This is a genomic window from Flavobacterium anhuiense (assembly GCF_001705175.1).
Taxonomy (GTDB): domain Bacteria; phylum Bacteroidota; class Bacteroidia; order Flavobacteriales; family Flavobacteriaceae; genus Flavobacterium; species Flavobacterium anhuiense.
Genome location: NZ_CP016907.1, coordinates 2,091,897 through 2,118,879, shown reverse-complemented (window position 1 = coordinate 2,118,879; position 26,983 = coordinate 2,091,897). Strand labels below are relative to the sequence as shown.

30 protein-coding genes are annotated in these 26,983 nt (G+C 33.5%); 17 read left to right on the top strand and 13 right to left on the bottom strand.

From position 1 onward, the window contains the following. Position 1 precedes the first annotated feature (1 nt). The 9 genes from BB050_RS09010 to BB050_RS08970 all read left to right on the top strand — a co-directional run bounded on the left by BB050_RS09010 (position 2) and on the right by BB050_RS08970 (position 9,974). Positions 2–772 carry a DUF3108 domain-containing protein gene (locus BB050_RS09010; protein ID WP_008465354.1) on the top strand — a complete coding sequence of 257 codons (771 nt, stop codon included), beginning with the start codon at positions 2–4 and terminating at the stop codon, positions 770–772. Beyond that, positions 772–1,713 (top strand): tryptophan 2,3-dioxygenase family protein, encoded by a 942-nt coding sequence (locus BB050_RS09005; RefSeq protein WP_066033350.1) that lies wholly within the window; start codon positions 772–774, stop codon positions 1,711–1,713. The genes BB050_RS09010 and BB050_RS09005 overlap by 1 nt, the downstream gene beginning before the upstream one ends. A 25-nt stretch (positions 1,714–1,738) precedes the next feature. Next, positions 1,739–2,959 carry a peptidoglycan DD-metalloendopeptidase family protein gene (locus tag BB050_RS09000; protein ID WP_066033349.1) on the top strand — a complete coding sequence of 407 codons (1,221 nt, stop codon included), beginning with the start codon at positions 1,739–1,741 and terminating at the stop codon, positions 2,957–2,959. 23 nt (positions 2,960–2,982) lie between these two features. Beyond that, positions 2,983–3,603, top strand: a complete 621-nt coding sequence (locus tag BB050_RS08995) for a hypothetical protein (protein WP_066033348.1) — start codon at positions 2,983–2,985, stop codon at positions 3,601–3,603. Positions 3,604–3,638: 35 nt separating this feature from the next. After that, positions 3,639–3,971, top strand: coding sequence for a hypothetical protein (locus BB050_RS08990; protein WP_066033347.1), 333 nt, complete (start codon positions 3,639–3,641; stop codon positions 3,969–3,971). A 111-nt stretch (positions 3,972–4,082) separates the two neighbouring features. Then, a complete protein-coding gene (pgi, locus tag BB050_RS08985; RefSeq protein WP_066033346.1) occupies positions 4,083–5,726 on the top strand; it encodes a glucose-6-phosphate isomerase in 1,644 nt (547 codons plus the stop codon). 322 nt (positions 5,727–6,048) lie between these two features. Beyond that, complete coding sequence (locus BB050_RS08980) at positions 6,049–8,865, top strand: TonB-dependent receptor (protein WP_066033345.1); 2,817 nt, start codon at positions 6,049–6,051, stop codon at positions 8,863–8,865. A gap of 106 nt (positions 8,866–8,971) precedes the next feature. Next, on the top strand, positions 8,972–9,394 hold the full coding sequence (locus BB050_RS08975; protein WP_008465362.1) for a hypothetical protein: 423 nt from the start codon (positions 8,972–8,974) through the stop codon (positions 9,392–9,394). A 91-nt stretch (positions 9,395–9,485) separates the two neighbouring features. Next, a complete protein-coding gene (locus BB050_RS08970) occupies positions 9,486–9,974 on the top strand; it encodes a septal ring lytic transglycosylase RlpA family protein (RefSeq protein WP_066033344.1) in 489 nt (162 codons plus the stop codon). Positions 9,975–10,007: 33 nt separating this feature from the next. On the opposite strand, the gene BB050_RS08965 is transcribed toward BB050_RS08970, so the two are convergent. Continuing rightward, a complete protein-coding gene (locus BB050_RS08965) occupies positions 10,008–10,463 on the bottom strand; it encodes a DinB family protein (protein ID WP_066033343.1) in 456 nt (151 codons plus the stop codon). A 79-nt stretch (positions 10,464–10,542) separates the two neighbouring features. Here BB050_RS08965 and BB050_RS08960 point away from each other — a divergent pair, with 79 nt between their 5' ends. The 5 genes from BB050_RS08960 to BB050_RS08940 all read left to right on the top strand — a co-directional run bounded on the left by BB050_RS08960 (position 10,543) and on the right by BB050_RS08940 (position 13,937). After that, positions 10,543–10,890 (top strand): arsenate reductase family protein, encoded by a 348-nt coding sequence (locus BB050_RS08960; protein WP_066033342.1) that lies wholly within the window; start codon positions 10,543–10,545, stop codon positions 10,888–10,890. A gap of 104 nt (positions 10,891–10,994) precedes the next feature. Then, positions 10,995–11,855: a YicC/YloC family endoribonuclease gene (locus BB050_RS08955; RefSeq protein ID WP_008465368.1), complete on the top strand. Its 861-nt coding sequence runs from the start codon at positions 10,995–10,997 to the stop codon at positions 11,853–11,855. An 88-nt stretch (positions 11,856–11,943) separates the two neighbouring features. Beyond that, the gene (gene gmk / locus BB050_RS08950; protein ID WP_008465369.1) at positions 11,944–12,516 is read left to right on the top strand and encodes a guanylate kinase; all 573 of its coding nucleotides are present in this window, start codon (positions 11,944–11,946) and stop codon (positions 12,514–12,516) included. A gap of 107 nt (positions 12,517–12,623) precedes the next feature. Then, positions 12,624–13,235 carry a nicotinate (nicotinamide) nucleotide adenylyltransferase gene (gene nadD, locus BB050_RS08945; protein WP_066033341.1) on the top strand — a complete coding sequence of 204 codons (612 nt, stop codon included), beginning with the start codon at positions 12,624–12,626 and terminating at the stop codon, positions 13,233–13,235. Beyond that, complete coding sequence (locus tag BB050_RS08940) at positions 13,236–13,937, top strand: hypothetical protein (RefSeq protein ID WP_066033340.1); 702 nt, start codon at positions 13,236–13,238, stop codon at positions 13,935–13,937. A 58-nt stretch (positions 13,938–13,995) separates the two neighbouring features. On the opposite strand, the gene BB050_RS08935 is transcribed toward BB050_RS08940, so the two are convergent. The 12 genes from BB050_RS08935 to BB050_RS08880 all read right to left on the bottom strand — a co-directional run bounded on the left by BB050_RS08935 (position 13,996) and on the right by BB050_RS08880 (position 23,339). Continuing rightward, positions 13,996–14,592, bottom strand: a complete 597-nt coding sequence (locus BB050_RS08935) for a rhodanese-like domain-containing protein (RefSeq protein WP_008465373.1) — start codon at positions 14,590–14,592, stop codon at positions 13,996–13,998. A gap of 51 nt (positions 14,593–14,643) precedes the next feature. Continuing rightward, on the bottom strand, positions 14,644–16,113 hold the full coding sequence (locus BB050_RS08930; protein ID WP_066033339.1) for a nicotinate phosphoribosyltransferase: 1,470 nt from the start codon (positions 16,111–16,113) through the stop codon (positions 14,644–14,646). An 11-nt stretch (positions 16,114–16,124) separates the two neighbouring features. After that, positions 16,125–17,060 carry an ADP-ribosylglycohydrolase family protein gene (locus BB050_RS08925; RefSeq protein ID WP_066033338.1) on the bottom strand — a complete coding sequence of 312 codons (936 nt, stop codon included), beginning with the start codon at positions 17,058–17,060 and terminating at the stop codon, positions 16,125–16,127. A 2-nt stretch (positions 17,061–17,062) separates the two neighbouring features. Then, complete coding sequence (locus tag BB050_RS08920; protein WP_066033337.1) at positions 17,063–17,794, bottom strand: metallophosphoesterase family protein; 732 nt, start codon at positions 17,792–17,794, stop codon at positions 17,063–17,065. After that, positions 17,791–18,339, bottom strand: a complete 549-nt coding sequence (locus tag BB050_RS08915; protein ID WP_066033336.1) for an RNA 2'-phosphotransferase — start codon at positions 18,337–18,339, stop codon at positions 17,791–17,793. Before BB050_RS08915 ends, BB050_RS08920 begins: the two co-directional genes overlap by 4 nt. Beyond that, positions 18,332–18,979: a DUF4291 domain-containing protein gene (locus BB050_RS08910; protein WP_066033335.1), complete on the bottom strand. Its 648-nt coding sequence runs from the start codon at positions 18,977–18,979 to the stop codon at positions 18,332–18,334. Before BB050_RS08910 ends, BB050_RS08915 begins: the two co-directional genes overlap by 8 nt. Positions 18,980–19,106: 127 nt before the next feature. Next, a complete protein-coding gene (locus tag BB050_RS08905) occupies positions 19,107–19,613 on the bottom strand; it encodes an O-acetyl-ADP-ribose deacetylase (RefSeq protein WP_066033334.1) in 507 nt (168 codons plus the stop codon). 10 nt (positions 19,614–19,623) lie between these two features. Then, entirely contained in the window at positions 19,624–20,151 is a 528-nt protein-coding gene (locus BB050_RS08900; protein WP_066033333.1) for an NADAR family protein, read from the bottom strand. Between the two features lie 119 nt (positions 20,152–20,270). Beyond that, positions 20,271–21,104, bottom strand: coding sequence for a ribose-phosphate diphosphokinase (gene prs / locus BB050_RS08895; protein ID WP_066033332.1), 834 nt, complete (start codon positions 21,102–21,104; stop codon positions 20,271–20,273). Between the two features lie 74 nt (positions 21,105–21,178). Further along, positions 21,179–21,871 (bottom strand): NUDIX hydrolase, encoded by a 693-nt coding sequence (locus BB050_RS08890; protein ID WP_066033331.1) that lies wholly within the window; start codon positions 21,869–21,871, stop codon positions 21,179–21,181. A 104-nt stretch (positions 21,872–21,975) separates the two neighbouring features. Then, entirely contained in the window at positions 21,976–22,332 is a 357-nt protein-coding gene (locus BB050_RS08885) for a PKD domain-containing protein (protein ID WP_066033330.1), read from the bottom strand. Positions 22,333–22,433: 101 nt separating this feature from the next. Next, entirely contained in the window at positions 22,434–23,339 is a 906-nt protein-coding gene (locus tag BB050_RS08880) for a LysR family transcriptional regulator (protein ID WP_008465387.1), read from the bottom strand. 86 nt (positions 23,340–23,425) lie between these two features. Here BB050_RS08880 and BB050_RS08875 point away from each other — a divergent pair, with 86 nt between their 5' ends. The 3 genes from BB050_RS08875 (at position 23,426) to BB050_RS08865 (ending at position 26,854) form a co-directional block, all read left to right on the top strand. Beyond that, positions 23,426–24,187, top strand: a complete 762-nt coding sequence (locus tag BB050_RS08875) for a type 1 glutamine amidotransferase domain-containing protein (RefSeq protein ID WP_066033329.1) — start codon at positions 23,426–23,428, stop codon at positions 24,185–24,187. A 169-nt stretch (positions 24,188–24,356) separates the two neighbouring features. Then, complete coding sequence (locus BB050_RS08870) at positions 24,357–25,514, top strand: iron-containing alcohol dehydrogenase (protein WP_066033328.1); 1,158 nt, start codon at positions 24,357–24,359, stop codon at positions 25,512–25,514. A gap of 344 nt (positions 25,515–25,858) precedes the next feature. Then, positions 25,859–26,854, top strand: coding sequence for an NAD(P)H-dependent glycerol-3-phosphate dehydrogenase (locus BB050_RS08865; RefSeq protein ID WP_066033327.1), 996 nt, complete (start codon positions 25,859–25,861; stop codon positions 26,852–26,854). The last annotated feature ends 129 nt before the right edge of the window (positions 26,855–26,983 follow it).

Below are 26,983 nucleotides of genomic sequence, written 5' to 3'. Positions count from 1 at the left end.
TATGAAAAAGCTCATCCTCACTATATTATCACTAACAATACTGTCTTTCGCGCCTCAAAAAGAAGACGCTTTCGATACTGGAGAATATTTTAAATTTAGAATACATTATGGAATTGTAAATGCTGGATACGCCACTCTTGAAGTTAAAGATGCCACAATCAATAATAAAAAGGTATACCACTCTGTTGGAAAAGGTTACACAACTGGAATGTCAAAATTTTTCTTCAAAGTAGAAGATTTGTATGAAAGTTATTTTGACAAAGAAACAGGAAAACCATACCGATATGTTAGAAAAATTGATGAAGGGGGTTATACCAAAAATCAAGAAGGTTTTTTCAATCAAAATGAAAATAGAGTTTTAGTAAAAGACTATAAGCGTAAATCTGAAAAAACAATCGTTGTTACAGAAAGCGTTCAAGATATTGTTTCTGCATTTTATTACCTGAGAAACCATCCCAACATTGACAAACTTAAATCAGGCGAATCCATTACAATCGATATGTTTTTTGACGATGAAATCACAAAATTTAAGTTAAAATATATAGGTCGTCAAGATATTACGACTAAATTTGGAACCGTTTCTACAATGGTCTTCAAACCGTCGGTACAGACTGGAAGAGTATTCAAAGAAAAAGAGAGCTTAACACTCTGGATAACAGACGACGTGAACAAAGTTCCGATTAGAATTAAAGCAGATTTGGCCGTAGGATCTCTTAAAGCCGATCTCGATGAATATAAAGGACTGAAAAGTCCACTTAAAGCAAAAAAATAATGAACCCTACAGATCATTCTGAAGCAATTTTAAAAGAAATTGACCTTAAATTTCAAGCCATAAATCAAAAAACTGATGTTCAGTTAGAAGGATTGCTTTGGGCCAAACCAATTACTTATTGGGATTACATTCAAACAGACGCTCTATTAAATTTACAAATACAACGCACCACACTTCCTGACGAAATGGTTTTTATCATGTACCATCAGGTAAATGAATTAATTTTTAAAATGATATTGTGGGAAATTGATCAGATTGCCGAAACGGAAAACATTCAGGTTGATTTTTTCAGCGAAAGATTATCAAGAATTACAAGATACTTTGATATGCTTACCAATTCGTTCAGCATTATGGAAAACGGAATGGAAGTAGATCAATACATGAAATTTAGAAACACGCTCACTCCTGCAAGCGGATTTCAAAGTGCACAATACAGAATGATCGAATTTGCTTCGACAGACGTTATCAATTTGACAGACCGCAGATACAAAGCAAACTTTGATGAAAATACCGATTTGGAAACCAGCTTTGAACACCTTTATTGGCAAGCAGCCGGAAAAGATTATCACACTGGCGAAAAATCATATTTGTTAAATGAATTTGAAAAGAAATACAAAGAACAGTTTTTGAGACAAATGGCTTCTTTCAAAACAAAAAACCTTTGGCAAAAATTCATCCAATTACCAATTCAAGATCAGCAAAATCCAGAACTAATCGCTGCAATGCGCCATTACGATAAAACGGTAAACATTACTTGGGTAATGCAGCATCTTAACACTGCAAGAAAATACATCTTAGAAAGCGGAAAAGGCAATGGAGAAGCTACAGGAGGAAGCGACTGGCAAAAATATATGCACCCAAAATACCAAAGACGCATCTTTTTTCCTAAATTGTGGACCGAAGAAGAATTGTCCAATTGGGGAAATGAAACTGAAGTTTAATTTCACCACAAAAAATTTATAAAGTTTGAAAAAAGCAGTCGTAATTTTAATTGTCTTGTTTTCTATTTTTTCATGTAAAAAAGAAGAAGAAAAAGTAGAAGCAAAAATTACTAAACCAGCAACCAAAAAAATAGAATTCGGTTTTAATTACGCAGACTTTAATGTTGTTAATGACACTATTTCAAAAGGAGATTCTTTTGGCTCAATTATGCAAAGCCAAAACATTGGAGACAAAAAAGTAAATGAAATTGTAGAACAGGTAAAAGATTCTTTCAATGTCAGAAACATTCGTTACGGAAAACCTTTCACTTTACTTCGTTCTAAAAACAAAACCAATAATCTTCAAGTTTTTATTTATCAGCCAGATGCTTTAAGTTATTATGTTGTCGATTTACGAGATAGCATTGCAAAAGCATATAAAAAAATAAAACCAGTTACTTTAAAACGAAAAATGATTGGTGGCGTTTTAAAAAGCTCTCTTTCCGAAACTTTAGGAAATGAAAGTGTTGAAACCGCTTTGGCTAGCAGAATTACAAAAGTATTTTCTTGGTCTATTGACTTCTTCAAACTAAAAAAAGGCGATCGCTACGGATTAATTTTCACAGAGCGATTCATTAACGGAAAAACCTATGATGGCGTTGAAGATCTTGAAGCTGCATTTTTTGAATATAAAGGAAAAATAATTTATGCTTTTCCTTTTGAAAAAGATACCACTTCTGGAAAGATTGAATATTATGACGATGAGGGAAAAACACTTAAAAACTTCTTCCTAAAAACGCCAATTAAATTCAGCCGAATCACTTCAAGATTCACCATGAACAGATACCATCCTGTACAGCATACTTGGAAAGCACATAAAGGAACCGATTATGCAGCTCCAACTGGAACGCCAATTTCAACCACCGCATCAGGAGTTGTAGAAGCTACCGGATATACTGCAGGAAACGGAAACTTTGTAAAAGTAAAACATAACGGAACCTACTCTACTCAATATTTACATATGTCTAAAATCCTAGTTCGTCGCGGACAACGCGTTACGCAAGGACAGACAATTGGCTTGGTTGGAAGTACAGGTTTAGCTTCTGGTCCACACGTTTGCTATCGTTTCTGGAAAAATGGCGTACAAGTAGATGCGCTTCGATTAAATCTTCCAACAGGAGAATCTTTGACTGGGAATGACAGAACTCGCTTTATGACACAGATTGAGCCTCTAAAAAGAGAATTGGACAGTATTGGTAATTTGTAAATAATCTTTTTGAATCGAAAATCATGAAAAATGAACGCCTCAAAACCATGTATCATGAAACTTTTTCTGGTTTAAAACTATTTTACAGAGATACAAATCTTCCTGAAAATTTAATTTTGAATTATAAAGTCGGACAGATCATTCAAGAAAAAGGTTTTACTGATATGAGTTCGATTGGTGGAGGAATTTCAGGAAATCTAAGATATTTGATTGCTAGTGCGCATGCCAAAGATTTGTCAAAATTTAATCCAGATTCGGCAAAAATTGGACATTATCTTTTAGACTCGATTGCTTATTTCAAAGTATTGGACATTCAGAAAATCGGTGATAAAACACAAATTTTTCTTCTGAATATTCCAGACAATTCGATTTCACTTTTCAAAAATTCATCTTCAAACTTAGAAGAAGAAATTATCGAAAAAGCTCAAAAACGCTTTCGCGAAAAAATTGATCTTGACTTAATTCCAGAATTACAAACTGAGAACTGGAAAGAAAGAACCAAATTTCCGCTTGGAATGGATGAAAACGGTCAATTATTTTTTGATGATTCTAAAATTAAAACAGAATCGCCAAAAAGAATTGATGTTGATGTTTCTAAAAAAATTATAGAAATCAATAAAAAGCCTTGGTGGCGCTTTTGGTAAAAGTATTTCACCAAAACATTTCTTAAACCTTATTCATGCAAAACTCCTCTCTAATACTTTTATCTCTATTCGCTATTGGGTGTTCCAATCCAAAGGTTTTTGTTTTAAATGAAAAAGAAGAAAGCAGATATTTTGTTCAGAGACTAGTTAGCACATCCTTCGAAAAAGATTTAATTGGAGAATCGCCTTTGGTTGTAATTAACGGAACTTCATTTAAATACAACAAAAAACAAGACACTATCTTATTGCCACTAAAAAAGCTCGATATTATCACTTTAGACTTCTTAAACAAAAACAGCAGTCGTATCATTTACAATGAAAAAGAAAATGATGGCGCGATAATCATAACTTCAAATATTCAAAAGTAAACTCATAAAACGTTTTCGTAACTAATTGTTATATAATCGCAAACCGTCACCCTTTTAAAAGTTATTTCAGTATTTTTGTGTTTCAGAAAACAAACTCAATTATAGATAAAAATGGCTTTAAACACAACAAACCCGACTGGGACTGAAGCGTGGAAAAATCTACAGAACCACTATAACGCAATTCACGAAACCACAATACAAGAATTGTTTCAACAAGATAGTGCACGTGCTGAAAAATTCAACTTGCAATGGAATGATTTTTTAGTAGATTACTCAAAAAATAATATTAGTCAGGAAACGGTTTCTCTTTTATTAGAATTAGCAAACTCAATCGAATTGAAAGATGCAATTGCACAATATTTTGGAGGAGAATTAATCAATCAGACAGAAAATCGTGCCGTTTTACACACAGCGCTACGAGCTCCAGAATCGGCGGTTATTAAAGTAGACGGAGAAAATGTAATTCCTGAAGTATTTGAAGTAAAAAATAAAATCAAAAATTTTACTGAAGAAGTTATTTCTGGACAAAGAAAAGGATATACTGGAAAAACTTTTACAGATGTTGTAAATATCGGAATTGGTGGTTCTGACCTTGGTCCTGTTATGGCTGTTGAAGCTTTACAGTTTTACAAAAATCACTTAAACACTCATTTCGTTTCGAATGTTGACGGGGACCATGTAAACGAAATCATCAAAAAACTAAATCCAGAAACAACACTTTTTGTAATTGTTTCTAAAACTTTTACTACTCAAGAAACACTTTCAAATTCTGAGACAATTAAAGAATGGTTTTTAAAATCGGCTTCTCAAGAAGATATCGCTAAACATTTCGTAGCAGTTTCTACAAACATTCAAAAAGTAACAGAATTCGGAATTAATCCAAGTAACGTTTTCCCAATGTGGGACTGGGTTGGAGGAAGATTTTCTCTTTGGAGCGCTGTTGGTTTAAGCATTGCATTGGCAGTTGGTTTTGACAACTACAATGACTTACTGAAAGGAGCAAATGAAATGGATGAGCATTTCAAATCAGCAGAATTTGATGAAAACATTCCAGTTATTTTAGCTTTGTTAAGTGTTTGGTACAATAATTTTTATGGTGCCGAAAGTGAAGCTTTGATTCCGTACACGCAATATTTATCAAAATTAGCTCCGTATTTACAACAAGCTTTTATGGAAAGTAACGGGAAAAGCGTTGGCCGTGACGGAAAACCTGTTAACTACCAAACTGGAACAATTATTTGGGGAGAACCAGGGACAAACTCACAACACGCTTTCTTCCAATTGATTCACCAAGGAACAAAAAGAATCCCAACAGACTTCATCGGATTCGTAAAACCACTTTACGGAAACGAAGATCATCATAATAAATTAATGTCTAACTTTTTTGCTCAGACTGAAGCTTTAATGAACGGAAAAACAGAAGCACAAGTTCAGGCAGAATTTGACAAGCAAGGATTAGCGGCTGAAAAAGCTTCTTATTTATTGCCTTTTAAAGTTTTTACTGGAAACAAACCAACGAATACTATTTTAATTCAAAAACTTACACCAAAAAGTTTAGGTTCTTTAATTGCATTATATGAACATAAAATTTTTGTTCAAGGAGTTATTTGGAACATTTTCAGTTTTGACCAATGGGGAGTTGAGTTAGGTAAACAATTGGCAAATTCTATCTTAGACGAGATCAATTCTAAGACCGTTAAGAATCACGATAGTTCAACTTCATTTTTGTTAAATCATTTCTTAAAAAATAAATAGAATACTTTTTTTTAAATATTCTCTAACTTTTGAAACGTCCTAATTTCTAGTAAAATTAGGACGTTTTTTACATAAAAGACCGACAAAAAGCAGAATTATCCGCTAATTTGCCTATTCCCACTCACGGCACTACTAGAATAATTACATTTTTAACAAAAAAGCATTGCATAAATTCAAGAAAACAATATTTTTTTTAATGAAAAAAGAAAAATTCATTTTAATACGCAGCACAAAAGACAAAACTGTTTTTTCTTAACATTTCGATAACATTATCTGAGTTATTTGTTATAATTTTGCCAAAAACAATAAACTCAATAACAAAATGAAGAAAATGAAAAATTGGTTACTGACTGGACTATTTTTTATGATAGTTTCGACCGTATTTTCTCAAGGAAAAGTTACTGGTAAAATTACCGACGGAACAGGCGGGTTACCAGGAGCAAATGTAGTGATCAAAGGATCTACTATAGCAACTTCAACAGATTTTGATGGTAAATTTACACTTACATCACCATCAAGTACAGGAGAGATTGTAATCTCTTTTTTAGGTTATGACAACCAAACTGTAAAATTTACAGTAGCAAATGGTGCAACTACAAACTTAGGAACTATCACTTTAGCTTCAAATTCTAACGAATTGAGCGAGATTGTTGTAAAAAGTACAGTTGTAGATATTGCAAAAGACAGAAAAACACCAGTAGCTGTTTCTACAATTAAAGCTGCTGAAATTCAAGAAAAACTTGGAACTCAAGAGTTTCCAGAGATTTTAAGAAACACACCTTCTGTTTACGTTACTAAATCAGGTGGTGGTTTTGGAGACGCTAGAATTAATATTCGTGGTTTCAACCAAAATAACATCGCGGTTATGATTAACGGTATGCCAGTTAACGACATGGAAAATGGTTCTGTTTACTGGAGCAACTGGGCAGGTTTATCAGATGTAACATCTGCAATGCAGGTACAAAGAGGTTTGGGTTCTTCTAAATTAGCTACACCATCTGTAGGGGGAACAATCAACATTGTAACTAGATCTTCAGACAAAAAAGAAGGAGGATCTTTCTCTTCTGGATTTGGTAATGCAAGAAACTTTAAAATTCAAGGTTCTTACAACACAGGAAAATTATCAAACGGGCTTTCTGCTTCTGTTTTATTATCTCAAACAATGGGAGACGGATACGTAAATGGCACTCCATTTGAAGGCTCTAACTACTTTATAGCTTTAGGATATACTACTAAAAATGATAAGCACGACTTCCAATTAACAGTAACAGGAGCGCCACAATGGCACAACCAAAGATCCACTGTGTCCACAATCGCTACTTATCAAAAGTATGGCTCTCTTACTGATCCAAACATCAGATATAACGCTGACGCTGGATACTTAAATGGAGAAGAATATAATATCAGAAAAAACTACTACCACAAACCAGTAGCTTCTCTTAACTGGGATTATAAAATCAACGAAACTACAAAACTTTCTTCAGTTCTTTACGCTTCTATGGGACGTGGAGCTGGCGCTAGCGCAACAGGAGGTATTGGTGGAAACTTATACAACAGTTCTGCTTTCTTATTACCAAACGGAATGGTTGATTACAACAAAATCCAAGCTTGGAACAATGGTACAGGAAGTGTTTTCTTTAATGGAGCAAACAGAACAAGAACACAAATTGGTGGTGTTTACCAAAACAGTTCATCAACTGGTAGAACAGGTGCTGGAACTGCCGCATCTCCTTATGTTTACAATACTACTTCAGGTATTTCTCAAACTTCATCTATCAACTCTCATGACTGGTTTGGTGCGTTAATTAACTTAAACAAAAAACTATCTAACACTTTAACATTAGATTTTGGTATCGATGCTAGAACATATACAGGATACCACTTTACAGTAGTTAATGATAGATTAGGTGGTGACGAGTTTTTTGATAATAACGTTGCAAGTTTAAAACCAGCAGGAAGACACCTTACAGAAACTTATGCTACAAAAGTTCAATGGAATGTTTTTGATGATAGACAATACGAAAAAATTTCATTTAATAGTACTGGAAAAGTAAGATGGTATGGAGCATTTACTCAATTAGAGTACTCTAAAGATAACTTAACTGCGTTCGTTCAGGGAGCCATCTCTCAACAAGGGTTCAAAAGAGAAGATGATTTCGTTTACTTACCAACAGATCCATTGGCATCTACAGATTACGAAAACATCTTAGGTGGTAACGTTAAAGGTGGAGCTAACTACAACATTAACGAAAAACACAATGTTTATGTTAATGCTGGTTACTATTCAAGACAACCATTCTTTAACTCAGTTTATCCAAACAACAGATCTACTGTAAACCCTAACCTTACAAACGAAAAAATTATCGGATTTGAGGCTGGATACGGTTTCCGTTCAAGATTTTTCAACGCAACTCTTAACTTGTACAACACAACTTGGAATGACAGATACTTAAAAGGTAATGCATTACCAACTGACGCAAGTACATACACAGAATATGTTGGTCTTAATGAAGTACACTCTGGAGCTGAAATTGAAGCTTATTCTAATATTACTGACAAATTTAAAGTTAATGCTATGTTCTCTTACGGTATTTGGGAGTACAAAGGAAACGCAACTGTTAACGCTTATTATCAAGCAGACAACTCTCCAGTAACTGGATATACTGCAACTCCTGTATACATGGATAAAGTAAAAGTTGGAGACGCAGCTCAATTAACCGCTTCCTTAGGAGCTTCTTACGAAGTTTTAACAAGAGTAACTGTTGATGCTAATTACAACTACAATGACAAATTGTATGCTGGATTAAGCCCAATTAACTTCTCAGATCCAAACAACAAAGGTGCTTTACAATTGCCTTCTTACGGATTATTTGATGCAGGTTTCTCATACAAAATGTTAGTAGGTGAAAACAAAGATAAATCTGTTAACTTCAGATTAAACATCAACAACTTATTTGATAAAATTTACATTGCTGAGTCAAGAACAAACATTTTTGCTGATGACAACGTAAGTTCAACAAATGCAGCTTTAGGAACTTATGCTTCTAACAATAGATTATATCAAGGCGTAGCTGATGCTAACCAGGTATTCTTTGGTTTTGGAAGAACTTGGAACTTTAGTTTACGTTACGATTTCTAAAATTTAGAATCTAAATAAATAATAAAAACGGCATTGACTTTTAAGTTTAATGCCGTTTTTTTATAGCCTTTTTTGTTATATTTGTTTTGAACAAAAAACACAGTTTATGTATAATTTTCTACAAAAATTCCACTCTGGCTGGGCATACTTAGCATTGCTTCTTTTAGTTGTTGCAGTGGTTAATGCCATCATTGGAGTAACTTCAAAAAAAGAGTTTACAGCTAAAGATCGTAAAATCGCTTTATTTGCTTTAATTGGTACACACACTCAATTATTGATTGGTTTAATCTTATATTTTGTCTCTCCTCTTGGAAAAGACGCTTTCGGACAAATGTCTAATGCAGAATTAAGATTAACTTCATTAGAGCACCCTCTAATTAATATTATTGCTATCATCCTAATTACTATCGGATGGTCTAAACATAAAAAATTAGTTAATAGCGAAGCTAAATTTAAAACCTTTGCTATTTTTTATACATTAGGATTATTGCTTATTTTAAGCAGAATTCCGTGGAACCTTTGGTTCTAAAAAATACCAAATAAAAGCCCTTTATGAGGGCTTTTTTTATCTCGGCATATTATTTGTACAAACTCCCCCCAAGTCTGAAAAAAAATAACCCATGAGAAATAAAACAAACATTTTATTCGCCACAATCGCTTTAACCCTAATTAGCGGCTTTACTTACATGATAAGCCAGACCAAACCTACAACAGAACCTAAAATTATTCAAGATACTGTTAAGAATGTAAAACCTGTTATTGTTCCTTTGCCGGACTCAGTTTTTACAGACAAAGGTTTAAAACTTAGACCATACAAAAAAAACGCTCATGCCTCCTACTATGCAGATCGTTTTAATGGAAAAAGGACTGCTAACGGAAGTCGATTTAACAACAACAATTATACTGCTGCTCACAAAAAACTTCCTTTTGGAACTAGAGTAAAAGTAACAAATGAAGCCAATGGTAAATTTGTAATAGTAAAAATTACCGATCGTGGTCCATTTGTCAAAACTCGCGAAATTGATCTGTCTAAAAGAGCTTTTATGGATATTACAAAAAATAAAGGTGCCGGAGCAATGAAGGTTACCATCGAAACCATAATCGAATAAAAAAAATATCCCGCTTAAAGCGGGATATTTTTTTTAAACTAATTTTCTTAGCGCCATTACAACTCCAGTATGAAGTCCTTCATGATAATTATTAAAATCTAAAGCACCTTGAATATGACGAAGTGTAAATCCCATACTTGTAGTGTATTCATGATAATCAACAAATAAACCGCTTTCAAAATCATTCTTCGTTTTTTCTAATGTTGTTGAAAGCAAGATTCTGATCTCATCAACCTCAGCTTGAGAAACATCTCCTTCTGGTTTGGTTCCTTTTCTGTATTTATTAATGAACTCTTCAGAAACCATTGTTGGAAGACCAGATAATTTATAAACCAAAAGCTGCTGTGAAGAAACGCAATGGCCAATATTCCAAATAATATTATTGCTGAAACCATCTGGAATTTTGTTTAATTGCTCTAATGAATGATTATCTAAAATTTTCAAAAGAACTTCTCTTATTGTTTTTTGTACATCAAAAACTGAACTCATAATTTTATTTTTTTTCTAAAATTAGTCATTTTTAAGTTTCAAATGGATTTTCTTTGCATTCTAACAAATCCATAAAAAAATGAACAAAATATATTATTTATCGTCTTGTGATACCTGCAGAAAAATCATCAAAAGTTTACCTGAAAACAATTTAGTTTTTCAAGATATTAAACAAGATCCAATTACTGAAGAACAATTGGAAGAAATGCACAAACTTTCTGGAAGCTACGAAGCATTATTTAGCAAAAAAGCACAGTTATACAAGTCAATGGGACTTAAAGACCAATCTTTAACAGAAGCCGATTTCAAAAAATACATTTTGGAACATTACACTTTCTTAAGCCGTCCCGTTTTTATTATAGATGGTAAAATTTACATCAGCAATAGCCAAAAAAATGTAGCCGAAGTGATAAATGCTTTGAGCTAAAAAGCTATTTTCTTTTCTGTTAAACTGAAAACTGTGACTGAACACTAATTTCCAACCAAATAGAGCAAACTTTTATTTATCTTTGCGCCTTTATACTCAATTATATGATACAATCTATGACAGGGTTTGGCAAAGCTTCTTTGCAATTGCCTACAAAAAAAATTACCGTTGAAGTAAAATCCCTAAACAGTAAAGGTTTAGATTTGAATGTAAGAATGCCATCAGTTTACCGCGAATTGGAACTTGGTTTACGAACTCTCATTTCGACCAAACTGGAAAGAGGTAAAATTGATTTTGCAATTTATGTAGAAAGCACTGCTGAGCAGACTTCAACCAAAGTAAATGTACCTGTTGTAAAAAATTATATCGCACAATTAAAAGAAGTAAATCCCGATGCTGACGAAACTGAATTAATGAAAATGGCTGTTCGTATGCCAGATACATTAAAAACAGAACGCGAAGAAATTGATGAAAATGATTGGGAGCAAATTCAGGTAATTATTGACGAAGCACTTCAAAACATCTTAAATTTCAGAAAAGATGAAGGAGAAGCACTTGAAAAAGAATTCAATTTCCGAATTGGAAACATTCGCCAATATATGAATGATACATTGGCACTTGATCCAGAGCGTATACAAGCTATAAAAGATCGTTTGCAAACTGCAATTTCAGAATTGCAAGTTAATGTTGATGAAAATCGTTTTGAGCAGGAATTAATCTATTATTTAGAAAAATTAGATATTACAGAAGAGAAAGTACGTTTAGGAAATCATTTAGATTACTTTTTGGAAACTTTAAATGGTTCTGAAGCCAACGGAAGAAAACTTGGTTTTATCACTCAGGAAATGGGGCGTGAAATCAATACCATGGGTTCTAAATCGAATCATGCTCAAATGCAGAAATTGGTCGTGATGATGAAAGATGAATTAGAGAAAATCAAGGAGCAAGTATTGAATGTTCTGTAAAACCCATAAGCTTAAGCTATAAGCAATAAGCTAAAAACAAAATCAATTAAAGCCTAAGGCCTTCTGCCTAAAGCTTAAAGCATACACAATGAACAAAGGAAAATTAATTGTTTTTTCGGCACCCTCAGGCTCAGGAAAAACAACTATCGTAAAACATTTATTAGGACAAGAAGATTTAAATCTTGAATTTTCGATTTCGGCAGCATCGCGTGCACCACGCGGTGAAGAAGTACACGGAAAGGATTATTATTTCATTTCGCTAGAAGAATTCAAAAAGCACATTAAAGCTGAGGATTTCTTAGAATGGGAAGAAGTTTACCGCGACAACTTCTATGGCACTTTAAAATCGGAGATTGAAAGAATCTGGGCTCTTGGAAAAAATGTCATTTTTGACATTGACGTGGTTGGCGGTCTTCGCATTAAACATAAATTCCCAGAAGAAACTTTAGCTGTTTTTGTTAAACCTCCAAGTGTTGACGAATTAAAACGCCGATTAAAACAACGTTCTACAGAAAGTGAAGACAAAATTAATATGCGTATTGCAAAAGCTTCGGTTGAATTGGCAACTGCTCCTCAATTTGATACCATTATTAAAAACTACGATTTAGATACTGCTAAAGAAGAAGCATATCAATTAGTGAAAGAGTTCGTAAATAAGTAATTTTATTACGCAAAGATTCGCAAAGACAAACACGGAGATTCGCAAAAGGTTTTTAAACTTTGCGAATCTTTGTGCTATCTTAGCGACTCTATGCGAAACTATACAAAATGAAAATAGGTCTTTACTTCGGAACATATAACCCTATACATGTTGGTCATTTGATCATTGCTAATCATATGGCTGAGTTTGCCGATTTAGATCAGATCTGGATGGTTGTTACGCCACATAATCCGTTAAAAAAGAAAGCGACTTTATTAGACGATCAGCAACGACTTCAAATGGTTTATCTGGCAACAGAAGATTATCCGAAAATAAAACCATCGGATATTGAGTTTAAATTGCCTCAGCCAAGCTATACAGTGATTACACTCGCTCATTTACAAGAGAAATATCCAAATCATGAATTTTCATTAATTATGGGCGAAGACAATTTGAAAACGCTGCATAAATGGAGAAACTATGAAGTGATTCTGGAAAATCATGATATTTACGTATATCCGAGACTCGAGGCCAAGGGACGAACAGGCGAAGCAATTTCTGACGAACCTGAAAATCTCGAATTAAAATCGCATCTAAAAATTCATGTAATTGATGCGCCGATTGTGGAGATTTCTTCTACTTTTATTCGCAACAGCATTAAAGAGGGGAAAAATATTCAGCCTTTATTGCCTCCAAAGGTTTGGGAATATATCGATCATAATAATTTTTATAGGAAATAGATGCTTTTCTCCGCTTCGATTTTTATTCCTGAGAAACACAAATTCTTCAATTTAACTCGTTCAGAAAAACTATCTTATTATTCAATCGGAACAGTTACATTATATGCTTTATTATTATCACTAATTGAGCGTTATACTAATTATAAATCATCTGAATATTTTTATTACCCAATTGCAATTCTCTTTTTAATTCATATTGCAGGAATCTTAATTAGATTAACCGAATTCGAAAATCTTAATGGCCGTTTAGAAGGGAAAATTTCATTTGAAGAAGATTTCTTAATGATAAATGAAATTAAACACAACTATTCGGAATTAGAAAATTTAGTTGTTTATGGAAATTCTTTTTATGGAGAAAGAACAAAAAATTACAGATATGGCCCCATGTATGGGAATGGGGTCGAAAATTTAATCTCATTTACTCACAACGGAATTAAAACAGAAAAATACTTTCAGTTAAATTCAGAACGTCATCTTGATGAATTACAAGAGATTCTAATTCATATTTTAACCACTGAAAAACTTCCTTATAGAAGAGAATATCTAAATTTTATAAATGATGAACATCGTTCATTTTTACTTTTCGAATTATTAGTTGGAAAATTAATCCGAGAAAAACGAATGGAATGCAAGGAAGGAATTAATTTAATCGGTCTTAATTCTAAAGATGCTATAGAATTTAGAATTAAGTATTGTTCTTAAAATAAAAAAGCCTGAATTTTATATCTATTCAGGCTTTCATTTTATTCAGCGGTTAGAGTTATTTCACTTCAGTTCCCTCAAACTTTACTCTAGGATCATTTACATTTACCAATTCGTCTAGTTCATAAATATTCTTATAACCGTATCCGTAGAGATTGATATGCGTCGGAATGTTTAGCGCCAACATAACTGGTTTTCTATTGGATAATATTTGTGTTTCTAGAGAAGCGGCAGGTTTAGCCATTTTAGAAGCAAAATCTATCGGATCTCCATTAAAATTATTATTGCAGTAAATCAATATTTTTGTATTGGTATCAGGAATTAACTTTAAAAGATTCTCCTGTGTGAAATCGGTAAAATCTAGATGAATGGCTCCTTTAAGATGCTTTCTGTTAAAACGGAAATCAGAACGTGTGTCTAAGATAACCGTATTCTCGCCTTTTGCCATTTCCAAAAAAACATCTAAACTAACCAAACGTTCAGCACGGTTCTTTTCTAAATCTAGAACAAGATTTTTAAAATCATCATAATCGACCAATGCTTTAGGATAATTCTCTTTGTTTGCCATTTTTTTTGATTTATTTGATACCTGCGAAATAACATTATTGGTTATAAAACAGCATCCGACTAAAGCAATAAGTGTTGTGATTTTCATAGTTTATTCTTTTAAGATGTTATTAATCTGTTTTTATAACTCAAATTTATATTACGCATCAATCATTATATCTGCACTTACTCTTGCTCTAATTTCACTTAGCGATTGATCAACCAAAAGTTTTCCATCTCTAAAAACTTCTTTCAATTCACCCTGTTTTTCTTCTTCCCAAGAAACATTATCAGTTAAGTGATACTTTCCGTCAATTAAATCAATTTTCATTAATCCTTTAGCTGATTTTTTCGTTCCGTCATCTGTAATTGGATCTTTGAAGATTGCTCTTCCCTCTCCGTTTACTTCTCCGTAAGTCGCTTTCATTGCAAATCCGAAAGTATCTCTAGTGTTGTATTGATAAGTGAAAGATCCAATTCCAAGAACAACATTTGTAGAAGCAAATCCTTTTTCTTTTAATCTTTCGCAAATTTGAGTGGCTCTTGCTACGGTAATACTGTCTCCGTAAATCGCTCCGATTTGTGGAACCAATTCTTTGAATCCTTTAGCATTTGTTGTACCGCCAAAAACATCCCAAAGCAATTCGATAACTCCTTTTTTCTCCTGTTCTGTTTTTCCGTTTGGATTTCCGCAGATAATATCAACTGGATCACCACTATCAGGACGAATTACAACTTTACCTTCTCTTGAAACAATATCTTCTCTCAATCTTGGCAAATAATCGGTTAAAACTTTCCATAAATCCCAAGTATCAGAAACAATAGAAACAATTCCTTTTGGATATACTTCTGTAATTAATCTTTTGAAAGTTTCATACTCGCCTTCAGTCGTTCCCATACACATTACAGAATGCTCTGTCGCAGCTACTGAACCCGCCACTAATTCTTGATCTGAATCGGCTTTGTAATATTCTTCCAAGAAATCAATCGCTGGAATAGTATCAGATCCTGTGAAACTCAACAAGTGTCCAGATGCTGAAGTTAAAGCCGCTTCAATTCCGCCCATTCCTCTCATTGAGAAATCGTGTGCCTGCCAGTCTACAAATTCTGGAACAGATGAAGTCAGAACTGCATATTTATCTAAAACTTTTCTATACTCTTTTGCAATTGTAGCAGAGTTACAAGGAAGCCAGATCACTGCAGAAAGCAAAGTTTCGAAATAATTCGTCAGCCAGAAAAATTCTGGAATTGTATTATACATCGTAAACATTGGCACTCTCAACGGCACGCTTGCTCCTTCTGGCAAAGCTTTAAAGACCATCGGAATATATCCTAAATCGTGTAAATCTTCGATATGTTTAATTCCAACTTGGTTTTCACCTAAATAGTTATTGATTCTGCGAGCATATTTTGCCACAACTTCTTCTTTTGATTTTTTAAAGAAATACTCTTCAAAATCATGAATAATATATTTTTTGATGAAATACTGCAATCCGAAAAACACAACCTCATCCAGTCCTTCAATTCTTGATTTACGAGGCGTCCAGTTAGAATATACTAATGTTGTTCCGTTTGGGTATTGTCTTCTGTGGTCAACTTTGTAACCGTCGGTTAATAATAGTGGGTTCATATATTTTCTATTTATATTTTTTGTGATAATCGTTCTGCTAAATCTTTAATATCATTGGATCGAACTAAATTGTCAATCCATTTTTGTGGCATATTTTCAATTCCGTAATAAATTCCTGCTATTCCGCCCGCAATTGCGCCTGTTGTATCAGTATCTTCGCCTAAATTAACGGCTTTCAAAACAGTTTCTTCATAAGAATCGGAATTTAAAAAACACCAAAAGCTCGCTTCTAAACTATGAAGAACATAACCCGAGGAATGAATTTCGTTTTCTGGATATGCAGAAATATCATTTTTCAAAATCCTTTCAAACAATCCAATTTCAATCGGATTAAATTCTTTGCTTTCTAGAAATTTTGCAACAACATTTTGCATTTCTTTATAAGCTTCGAATTTATCTTTATCTTTTAGAATCTCCAAACAATACACAACATAAATAAAACAGGCAAATACCGATCTGAAATGTGCGTGTGTTATTGATGAAACTTCTTTTACTTTTTTATAAATAACTTCAATATCTTTTTCTTTCTGAAGATAATAAACTAATGGCAAAATACGCATTAAAGATCCGTTTCCGTTATCGCTTTCAGAAAATCCTCCGCATAATTCTGGCTGATGGCCTTTCACTATATTTTGAATCGCATGAGTAGTCGCTATTCCAATATCAAAAACTCGTCCATGAGGTGTCCACAAATCTGCTGAATACCATTTCACAAAATTCTTAGCGATATCATTTAAATCATAATCTGTACACAAACTTTCTGCTAGACAAAAAGCAAGTGAGCTATCATCACTCCAGGTGCCAATTGGCTGATGATGTGTTCCAAAACCAAACATTTCAGTAACTGGATTTTGTTTTAAATAAGATCTAGACTGAAATTCAACTGGAACTCCAACTGCATCACCAACTGCCAATCCAAACAAACCTGATTCTATTTTATTTTTCATTTTTACTTATTTCTTCCTTTTTCATTAGGATAAAATGTCCGTACGACGTCACTTTGCCAAAAGATTTTTGTTCCAACATCCAGACAAGTTAATTTACCATAAAAACCCGCTCCAGTATCAATATTCCAGACATTGCAACCTTGCATCGGAATTTCGACATTATAATGAAGTGTTGGTGTGTGACCAATATAAATTTCATTAAAAAGCAGTAATCGTTTTGGATATGTAAGTGAATCTTTCTGGATTCTTTTGTCCATAGTCAAAGCCATTTCCCACAACGTTCTATCCCACGAATAATTGGTTTTGTAATGTTCTTTTTCTGGACCATGCATAGATGAAAAACCAGCGTGAATGAAAAGATTGTTATGCTCATCTACGAAATAATCTTTCATTTGATTAAAAAATTCGAGATGTTTCTGTTTTTCTGAAAAATCAATATTCTGATAACTTTCTATTGTCGATTTTCCTCCATGCAAAAACCAAATATCATTTATGACATCATTTTCTAACCATTCTTGACACCAAGCATCATGATTTCCTTTTATAAAAATGCATTCCTGTTTTTGAGATAAATCAATAAGAAAATCAATCAATTGTTTCGATTCGCTCCAACCGTCAACATAATCTCCCAGAAAAACAAATAGGTCGTTTTCTGAATAACCTGTCCTTTCCAATAACTGAATTAATGCTTTTAATCCGCCGTGAATATCTCCAAAAACTAAAGTTTTTTTCATGATTTAAATTCGATATACTTTGCCGGAACTTCATCTGTCAACCAAACATTGTTTTCAGACAAATAAAATTTAAATCCGTCTCTGTGCATAGCACCGCTTCTAACGGTTAAAATCTGCGGAACTCCTCTTCTACTTCCTACTTTGGTTGCCGTTTCTTTGTCTTTAGAAAGATGAACATGCTGGCGGTTCATTTTTTTCAAGCCTTCTTTCTGAATGCTTTCCATGAATTTTCCAACGGTTCCGTGATACAGATATTCTGAAGGTTCTGTTTCTCTTAAATTCAATTCAACCGTAATTGAATGTCCTTGGCTCGCGCGAATTTTGGTTTTATCTTCATTGTAAGCAAAACGCTTTTTATCGTTATTTTCTACTACATAATCTAAAAGTTCGGCGTCGAGACGATTCCCTTTTTTAGTACATTTTTCTATTAATTCATTGACATCTGCCCAACCGTTTTCGTCTAATTTTAATCCGATTTTTTCTGGCGAATGTCTGAGCACCAAGCTTAAAAACTTACTGACGCTCTTTCCTATATTTTCATACATGATTTCCAGAAATTTTTAATTTTTTATTCAATTCTGCATCTCGAAAAACAAGAGGCTTTTCAGTAGGAATCAATAATTTTTCCAATTCTCTTTTTTGAACAAATTCATATTGTTCTTTTACAAAATCAGAAATATCTTCGATTAATAAAATATCCTCTTTGGAGTAAGATCTTGTAAATTCATCTCTTAAACCAATCTGAATAGCTCTTCTTTCTAATTTCCCTCCATACGGATCGTGATCTGGATCCCACTGTAAACGCACTGAAGATGTTTTTACTTCTGTTTGCCATTCCTCATAAGTCATCTTTAAATCCGCATTATAAGAAGAATAAACTGCATTTTGAAGGTATTCCTCAAATGCTTCTCTTTTGAGGTGAATTGCCAAAACGACTTCCTGACCTTCTTTTGTTCCCCAACCGTTTCGATACATCATCCAGAGAAAATTGGGTTTAATCCACGTCATTCGATCAAGGCTAAAAGCGCCACCGAAAAACTGATTTGTAACAGCAAACTCGCCTATTTCATTTCTGTACGACTGATATACTATTATTTTTTCATCGTCGTATTGAGCCATTATATGATGACCTGATTTTGGCCATTCTTTTATTTGCTCGCTATATTTTTTTAATTCTATTTTCATTTTATTAGAACACAATACCTTGATTGTGTTTATTTTTAATTATTCTTCTGTTGATCAAACGTTCCTACGGAACGTAAACTCAATCAAATCTGCATTTTTCTACCTATGAAATGTTCCGACGGAACATCTACAAAAGGCTTTTGTAAATCTTGTAATTTTCATCATCAAAACAGACAAATGTTACTTTTTCTATTACTGCTGATTTTTCAAAATCTTTTACTGTTTTTACTGCTATTTCTGCTGCCTTATCTTTTGGAAAATGATAAATTCCAGTACTTATATTTGGAAAAGCAATAGATTTAATTCCATGTTGAATGGCGAGATTCAAACTATTCGTGTAGCAATCAGCTAATAATTTAGATTTTTCTTCTTTATCTCCATTCCAAACCGGACCAACTGTATGAATCACATATTTTGAAGGCAGATTTCCAGCCGTTGTGATAACTGCTTCACCAGTTTTACAACTACCTTGCTTATTACGAATCTGAATACATGCTTCTAAAATTGCCTTTCCTCCTTTTCTGTGAATCGCTCCATCAACTCCACCTCCACCCAATAAAGAAGTATTGGCCGCATTGACAATTGCATCAACCTCAATTTCTGTTATATCTGCTTTTAGAAGTTCTATTTTCATTTCTCAAAATTTATCTCAATTCATCCCTAACCTCCATCAAAGCAAAACCTAAAAGATTCAAGCCTTTCCACTTTTCCGGATTTAAAGCATCTGTATGATCGCTTGCCATTCCGATTCCCCAAATTGGATCTACAGGACTTGCTTCTACAATAATCCTGTCGTTTGTATTTAACAGAAAAGTTTTCAAATCTGGATTTTGACTGAACTTGTGAAAGTTTCCTTCTTTTACAATTTCAAATCGGTTTTCCAACCAGATTCTGTCATCGTAATTTCTCACTTTACGGCCTAATTTTTTGGCTTCAGCAGGTGAATTACATTTTATGATCTTTTCTAAAATCTCCTGATCTTTAAATAATTCTGCCTTTTTTGCCATCATCCAATGTTCGGATGTTTTGTAAGTCACACCTTCCACTTCAAAAGAACTTAACCACCATTGACTGAAGCAAGTTTTGGTGATCGTTCCGTCTTTACTTGGCTGATGACCCCAAAAAAGTAAAAATTTACTTTCTGGAGCTATGTTATCTATATTGTATTTCATTTTTGTTAGTGTTTTTTGTTTCAAGTTTAAAGTTTTTCGCTCAACTTGAAACAGTTAGCTTTTTTTGCGTTTCAGATTTATGCTACACAGAGAACTTGAAACCTGAAAACTTGAAACATTTAAACTAAAGTTTCCAGCTTGATCACCTTAACGCTTTCACCTTCAAAATCTTTAAAAGAGTTTGTGGTAAAAATTCCGTCGAAGCAGTTTAAAACTTCAAAACCTTTATTGAAAATTCCGTGGCTTACGGCTAAATATAATTTTCCGGCATTTTTCTTTTTTAATTCCTCTGCTAATCCTACGAAAGTTCCTCCTCCATCGCAGATATCGTCTACAATTAAACAATCCATTCCTTGTAAATCATCTTCGTAAACTTTAAAACCAGATAGTTTTCCAGTTTTTACATCACGGCTTTTGCTGCATTCTACAACCTCAACACCACCTAAAAACTCAGATACTTTGTAGATTTTCTTTAAAGCGCCACCGTCTGGAGAAATAAGTTTTACATAATTTCCTATATTTCCTAAAACTGCTTTTATAAAAGTATAGTTTGGAATCACCGTGCTATTATTCAATAAAGCGGGAGTAACCTCTGAATGTGCATCAAAAACATAAACTTTGTTCAATTGCATCGCATTGATAATATCAGCATATACTTTTACAGACAAAGGTTCGCCTGGAATCATAACACGATCTTGTCTCGCAGCTGGAAAGTAAGGAATAAAAAGATCGATAATCTTAACATCCATTCTGCGTAACGCATCAACAGTAACGCATAATAAACCTAAATCGTTGAATGAATTTAATCTATGTGTAATGGTTACTTTTTTATTGGCATCAAAATCTGGTGCGATTTTAATATGAGGTTCACCTCCAGAAAATGTAAAACTTTGAAATTTGATTTCTTCCTGATTTTGAAATGGAGCGAATTTTGGGTCGAGATTTAGTATCATAGCTTTTTAGTTTGCGTTAATTATACGCAAATGTAAAATTTAATTTTGAATAAACAATTTGTTTTGTGTAAAAATTACGCAAACTTTATTTCGAAGTGAAACCCTTTTTGAATTAACTCATTATATTTCAACTTATTGAACTTAAAAAGTTTTGCTGGACGACCTGTTTTAATAGGTGAAAATTTTTCAGTTTCTTCTAAAATACCGTAACTGAGTATTTTTTTTCTGAAATTTCGACGGTCAATTTCCTTTTCTAAAATAGTGCAGTAAAGGTTTTCAAGATCTGAAAACAAAAATTCTTCTGCAAGTAAATCGAAACCAATTGGTTCGTATGTTAATTTGGCTTTGAGCCTTTCTATTCCTTTTTTTAAGATTAAATTATGGTCAAAGGCCAAAGACGGAATCTCATCTATTTTAAACCATTGCACTCTTTCGGCATCAGTATCTGCTTTAATTTCCAAATTTGAAGCATCTACTAAAGCATAATACGCTACTGAAATAACACGGTTTCTGGAATCTCTATGAATGTCATCTCCAAAAGTGTACAATTGTTCCATGAAAGTGAGCTGTACATTTGTTTCTTCATGCAATTCTCGGATTACAGCATCGTTTAAAGATTCATCATTTTGCACTAGACCGCCTGGTAATGCCCAATATTTTTCGGAAGAGCCAAATTGCTGTTCAATCAAAAGCACATATAAACCATTGTTTTTGTATCCAAAAACAATCGCATCAACAGCAATTCTAATATTTTGTAATTTTTCCATAATCTAAACTATCAAACAAATATAACGAATGAGAGCCAATTTTATAATCTAATGCAAAAGCTTAAATTATAAAATTGGCTCTCAAATATGATCGTTTATTATTTCTAGTTTATTGTCACAGTTCGTTTTGGACTAGATGTACATTCTGAACCGTCTTTTTTAATTGTCACCTCTGCTGTAGCCGTATATTCGCCAGCTGCGGCATAAGTATGAGTAACTGTTGCACCTGTACCCGAAGTTCCATCTCCAAAATTCCATTTTACACCACTTAGAGTTCCTGTACCACTATACTCAACAGAATAATTCATTAATTTCGGATTAGAAGGATCTGTAGAATTATGCAATTTGATATAAATTGCTTCGGCAAAACAATCTATAACATCATCTGCGTCACTTTTACTGCAGGAATTGGACATAAAAAATACAACGCCAAATATTAAACACGATACAATCTTTCTCATAATTTGTCCTTTTAGAAATTTACTTTTCTCAAAGTTAGTCTTTTTCAGACTAAAAAAAGCATTAAAAAGTCTGAATTTCCATCTATTTCTTAAGACTAATTCTATAACCTATTACCAAAAAACAGTTTCAATTCTTTCTCAATAATATCAAAAAACGACTTTACATTATTATTCTTTGGCGCTAACAAATACACAAACTCTTCTGGCACGTGAAAACTATTCCAAACTAACTGCAGCTTATTCTCCTTAATATAATTTCTTGCATTGCAATTCCAAGTTGCAGCAACTCCTTCATTTTTGGCTAAAAGTCTCAACATTTCAGATTCTGAAGGAATAATGTAATTAGGAACCATCGACGGTCTTTTTTTATTAAAAGCATGGAGCCAGAATAGTTTTATATGCGGAATGCGCGCATCGTGGCTGTACCATTTCTGTGCATTCAGCCATTGTTCTATTTCGGTGTAATTATCTCCTTTTAGTCTCTGACGGAATTCAGTAATATCCAAAGTTGTTGGGGCAACCAGAATCAGTTTAATTTTTCCGACGATTTCATAAGTGGTATCAAAAGTGTCAAATCTTTTGGTTGTAATGGCAAAGTCAAGTTTTTTAGCATCTACTAAAGCAAAAAGCTCATCGTTTTCTGCAAAAGTAAAATCGATTAAATCAAACTTTGAAATTAAGAGATTGCCAACACAGTCAAAAAGATGTTTTGAGATTCCGACAGAAATTAATCGATTAGCATCTTCTGCTTTAGCCCTAAAACTTGTTTCGACACTTTCGAGCCTGTCTAGAGCGTCTATAATCAAATTATTCAGTAACTTAGCGTATTCGGTTGGTTCTACGCCTTTTGATTTTCGGTTAAATAATTTATTGCCAACATGCGCCTCTAACATAGAGATCTGCTGACTAACCGCAGGCTGACTCATAAATAATTCCTTCGCAGCCACTGAAAAATTACCGTTTTTGTAAACTGCCTTAAAAGTTCTGTACCATTCAAGATTTACCATGATATAAATTTGTTTATAACAAACATAGTTTATTTTATTTTTACTGATATCACATTCGCCGTAAATTTGTTCAAAATTTAATATTTATGAAAAAAATAGCACTATTCGCAATAACTGCATTCACAGCTGTAAGCATTTCAGCTGAAGCTCAAAAATCAAACAAAAAGAGTATGAAAAAAGTATTATTTGTTGTAACCAGCAATGATAAACTGGGCAATACAGGAGAAAAAACAGGATTCTGGTCAGAAGAATTTGCTGCACCGTATTACGAATTATTAGATCAAGGAGTAGAAATCACAATTGCTTCTCCGCTTGGAGGCCAGCCGCCGATTGATCCAAAAAGTGCCGATCCAGCTTCGGCAACTGAAGACACTAAACGTTTTGATGCCGATAAGGTTTTACAGGAAAAACTAAAAAACACTTTAAAACTTTCAACCGTTAACCAAAAAGATTACGACGCTGTATTTTATCCAGGAGGCCATGGTCCGCTTTGGGATTTAGTTGAAGATAAAAGTTCTATCGCTTTAATCGAATCTTTCTATACACACAAAAAACCTGTTGCATTTGTTTGTCATGCTCCAGCCGTTTTGAAAAACGTAAAAGTAAACGGCGAATATTTAGTAAAAGGCAAAAAAGTTACTGGATTTACCAATTCTGAAGAAGAAGCAGTTGGTTTAACAAAAGTAGTTCCGTTTTTACTAGAAGATGCATTATCATCAAATGGAGCGATCTTTTCTAAAGGAGAAAACTGGCAGCCTTATGCAGTTGCCGACGGACTTCTGATTACAGGCCAAAATCCTGCATCGTCTAAATTGGTAGCGGCAAAATTATTACAAGAGTTAAAATAAAAATACTAAGATTTTAAGTTGCTAAGATCCTGAGTTTTTTTCTTAGCAACTTAAAAATCAATTCCTTACTCATCAATAATAAAAAATTAAATAAACAACGAGCTAAATCTACTAAATAAGTCCAAAACTTAGGTTCTTAGTAGCTTAGCATCTTAGAAACTCTAAAAAAATGCTAAACTTTGAATTATACAATCCGACAAATTTAGTTTTCGGAAAAGGGCAAATTGAAAAACTTTGTACTTTAGTGCCAAAAGATGCTAAAATCCTTTTGGCTTATGGAGGTGGAAGTATTTTTAAAAACGGAATTTACGACCAAGTAATCCATAATTTGAAAGGTTTTGAAATCGTAGAATTTGGCGGAATCGAACCAAATCCGAGATTTGAAACTCTAATGAAAGCGGTTGATGTTATAAAAGCAAAGAAAATCGATTTCATTTTGGCTGTTGGCGGCGGATCTGTGATCGATGGTGTGAAATTTATTTCAGGCGCAGTTCATTTTGAAGGAAATCCGATTGATATTCTTCAAAAAAGAATTTTAATCAAAGAAAATGCAATGCCGTTTGGAACTGTTTTGACGTTACCAGCAACAGGAAGCGAAATGAATTCAGGTTATGTGGTAACGATTGAAGCGACTCAGGAAAAATTATCTTCTGGCGGAAGTGCTTTATTTCCTAAATTCTCTATTTGTGACCCGACTGTAATTTCTTCTTTACCAAAAAGACAAATCGAAAATGGTGTCGTAGATGCCTACACGCACGTTATGGAGCAATATTTAACGTATCCGACAGATGCATTTCTTCAGGATAGAATTGCCGAAGGAATTTTACAAACGTTAATTGAAGTTGGTCCTGGCGTTGTACAAAACCCAACCGATTATACTTTGGCTTCCAATTTTATGTGGAGCTGTACCATGGCTTTAAATGGATTAATCCAAAAAGGTGTTCCAAGCGACTGGGCAACGCACATGATTGGCCACGAATTGACAGCGCTTTACGAAATTGATCACGCCAGAACTTTAGCGGTTATTGGTCCGAATTTATATAAAGTTATGTTCGAAACTAAAAAAGCAAAACTGGCGCAATACGGAAGAAGGATTTTTAATCTAACAGGTTCTGATGAGGAAGTAGCAAAAGAAGCCATCAACAAAACGGTTGAGTTTTTCCATACAATGGGAATGGACACTAAACTTTCTCAATACACGGAAGACTATTCTAATACAGCAGATTTTATCGTGAAACGTTTTGACGAAAGAGGCTGGAAAGGTTTAGGAGAAAAACAATTAGTAACTTTAGATAAAGTAAGATCTATTGTAGAACTTTCTTATTAGTCGCAGTATTCAGTGTCAGTTTACGTTTTGCATATAACTGAAAACTGGCACTGCGGCTGAAAACTAAAAATAAAAAAGGCGTTCTTAACAAGTTTAGGAACGCCTTTTTAAAATACTAAAACAAAACTAACTAACTCAATTTTTTTTAAATTCATTAAAATTCTAATTTATAAAATGTTATAACGCTTGCCTGAATGGTTTTATTGTTTGACTATTAAAAAAAATATTTCGTGATAAAACTTCTTGAAAGCCATTGCAATTAAAGAGCTCTTTCAAAATTTCTTAAAGCAGATTTTGCTTTATTAGCACATTATTAAGTACTTTTGTTTCAAATTAATAAAATAATGAGCGAAAAGTTAAAATTTGCAGTAATTGGAGGAGGAAGCTGGGCAACGGCAATTGCCAAAATGTTATGTGTGAATCTTTCAGAAATTGCGTGGTATATGCGTAATGAGTCTGCAATTGAACATCTTCAGAAATATAAACACAATCCTAACTATTTAAGTTCTGTTGAATTTGACACCAACAAACTTAAACTGACAAGCAATATAAACGAAGCGATAGAATATGCAGATTACATCATTTTTGCCATTCCATCAGCTTTCTTAGATGCCGAGTTAAAAAATATGACGGTTTCTTTAGCAGATAAAATCATTTTTTCTGCTATTAAAGGTATCGTTCCAGAAACGAGTTTAATTGTCGGCGAGCATTTCCACATTCAATACGACATTCCATACTACAACATTGGAGTTATTACAGGACCTTGCCACGCCGAAGAAGTTGCCCTAGAAAGACTTTCTTATTTAACAATTGCGTGTGGTGATCCAGAAAAAGCTTGTATTGTGGCAAAATCACTTTCTGGAAATTACATCAAAGCCAAAATTTCAGACGATATTATCGGAACTGAATATGCTGCAATGCTAAAAAATATTTATTCTATTGCTGCTGGAATTGCACATGGTTTAGGTTATGGCGATAACTTCCAGTCGGTTTTAATGAGTAATGCAATTCGTGAAATGAAGAAATTCATTAGAAAAGTGCATAAAATGAAGCGTAACATTAACGATTCGGCTTATTTGGGCGATTTGTTGGTTACAGGATATTCGGTTTTCTCTAGAAATAGAATGTTCGGAAATATGATCGGAAAAGGCTACACCGTAAAAAGTGCCATGATGGAAATGAGTATGGTTGCCGAAGGGTATTACGCAACAAAAAGTGCTTACAAACTAAATCAGGGTTATGGTGCTAAAACACCAATTATCGACGCTGTTTACGCCGTTTTATATGAAGGGAAAGATGCCAAAACGGTTTTCAAGAAATTGACGGAGTCTTTGGATTAGATTTTTAGTGAAAAGAGACGAGTGAAAAGAAGAAAGAAGCAAGAGTAAAGACTTTTGCTTGAGATAAAAAAAGAGCCAAACTGAATTTCAGTCTTGGCTCTTTCTTCTTTATTCTATTTAAGTCTTAAT

What these genes read in the sequence shown, in the direction of transcription:
- BB050_RS08910 (WP_066033335.1), bottom strand. Translation starts at nt 18,979, where the DNA reads ATGAAAATAGAATTAAAAAAATATAGCGAGCAAATAAAAGAATGGCCA.
- BB050_RS08890 (WP_066033331.1), bottom strand. Translation starts at nt 21,871, where the DNA reads ATGGAAAAATTACAAAATATTAGAATTGCTGTTGATGCGATTGTTTTT.
- pgi (WP_066033346.1), top strand. Translation starts at nt 4,083, where the DNA reads ATGGCTTTAAACACAACAAACCCGACTGGGACTGAAGCGTGGAAAAAT.
- BB050_RS08925 (WP_066033338.1), bottom strand. Translation starts at nt 17,060, where the DNA reads ATGAAAAATAAAATAGAATCAGGTTTGTTTGGATTGGCAGTTGGTGAT.
- BB050_RS08935 (WP_008465373.1), bottom strand. Translation starts at nt 14,592, where the DNA reads ATGAAAATCACAACACTTATTGCTTTAGTCGGATGCTGTTTTATAACC.
- BB050_RS08915 (WP_066033336.1), bottom strand. Translation starts at nt 18,339, where the DNA reads ATGTATGAAAATATAGGAAAGAGCGTCAGTAAGTTTTTAAGCTTGGTG.
- BB050_RS08980 (WP_066033345.1), top strand. Translation starts at nt 6,049, where the DNA reads ATGAAGAAAATGAAAAATTGGTTACTGACTGGACTATTTTTTATGATA.
- prs (WP_066033332.1), bottom strand. Translation starts at nt 21,104, where the DNA reads ATGATACTAAATCTCGACCCAAAATTCGCTCCATTTCAAAATCAGGAA.
- BB050_RS08965 (WP_066033343.1), bottom strand. Translation starts at nt 10,463, where the DNA reads ATGAGTTCAGTTTTTGATGTACAAAAAACAATAAGAGAAGTTCTTTTG.
- BB050_RS08970 (WP_066033344.1), top strand. Translation starts at nt 9,486, where the DNA reads ATGAGAAATAAAACAAACATTTTATTCGCCACAATCGCTTTAACCCTA.
- BB050_RS08905 (WP_066033334.1), bottom strand. Translation starts at nt 19,613, where the DNA reads ATGAAAATAGAACTTCTAAAAGCAGATATAACAGAAATTGAGGTTGAT.
- BB050_RS08930 (WP_066033339.1), bottom strand. Translation starts at nt 16,113, where the DNA reads ATGAACCCACTATTATTAACCGACGGTTACAAAGTTGACCACAGAAGA.
- BB050_RS08920 (WP_066033337.1), bottom strand. Translation starts at nt 17,794, where the DNA reads ATGAAAAAAACTTTAGTTTTTGGAGATATTCACGGCGGATTAAAAGCA.
- BB050_RS08990 (WP_066033347.1), top strand. Translation starts at nt 3,639, where the DNA reads ATGCAAAACTCCTCTCTAATACTTTTATCTCTATTCGCTATTGGGTGT.
- BB050_RS08960 (WP_066033342.1), top strand. Translation starts at nt 10,543, where the DNA reads ATGAACAAAATATATTATTTATCGTCTTGTGATACCTGCAGAAAAATC.
- BB050_RS09005 (WP_066033350.1), top strand. Translation starts at nt 772, where the DNA reads ATGAACCCTACAGATCATTCTGAAGCAATTTTAAAAGAAATTGACCTT.
- BB050_RS08875 (WP_066033329.1), top strand. Translation starts at nt 23,426, where the DNA reads ATGAAAAAAATAGCACTATTCGCAATAACTGCATTCACAGCTGTAAGC.
- BB050_RS08865 (WP_066033327.1), top strand. Translation starts at nt 25,859, where the DNA reads ATGAGCGAAAAGTTAAAATTTGCAGTAATTGGAGGAGGAAGCTGGGCA.
- BB050_RS08975 (WP_008465362.1), top strand. Translation starts at nt 8,972, where the DNA reads ATGTATAATTTTCTACAAAAATTCCACTCTGGCTGGGCATACTTAGCA.
- BB050_RS08880 (WP_008465387.1), bottom strand. Translation starts at nt 23,339, where the DNA reads ATGGTAAATCTTGAATGGTACAGAACTTTTAAGGCAGTTTACAAAAAC.
- BB050_RS08900 (WP_066033333.1), bottom strand. Translation starts at nt 20,151, where the DNA reads ATGAAATACAATATAGATAACATAGCTCCAGAAAGTAAATTTTTACTT.
- gmk (WP_008465369.1), top strand. Translation starts at nt 11,944, where the DNA reads ATGAACAAAGGAAAATTAATTGTTTTTTCGGCACCCTCAGGCTCAGGA.
- BB050_RS09010 (WP_008465354.1), top strand. Translation starts at nt 2, where the DNA reads ATGAAAAAGCTCATCCTCACTATATTATCACTAACAATACTGTCTTTC.
- BB050_RS08955 (WP_008465368.1), top strand. Translation starts at nt 10,995, where the DNA reads ATGATACAATCTATGACAGGGTTTGGCAAAGCTTCTTTGCAATTGCCT.
- BB050_RS08940 (WP_066033340.1), top strand. Translation starts at nt 13,236, where the DNA reads ATGCTTTTCTCCGCTTCGATTTTTATTCCTGAGAAACACAAATTCTTC.
- BB050_RS08995 (WP_066033348.1), top strand. Translation starts at nt 2,983, where the DNA reads ATGAAAAATGAACGCCTCAAAACCATGTATCATGAAACTTTTTCTGGT.
- BB050_RS08870 (WP_066033328.1), top strand. Translation starts at nt 24,357, where the DNA reads ATGCTAAACTTTGAATTATACAATCCGACAAATTTAGTTTTCGGAAAA.
- nadD (WP_066033341.1), top strand. Translation starts at nt 12,624, where the DNA reads ATGAAAATAGGTCTTTACTTCGGAACATATAACCCTATACATGTTGGT.
- BB050_RS08885 (WP_066033330.1), bottom strand. Translation starts at nt 22,332, where the DNA reads ATGAGAAAGATTGTATCGTGTTTAATATTTGGCGTTGTATTTTTTATG.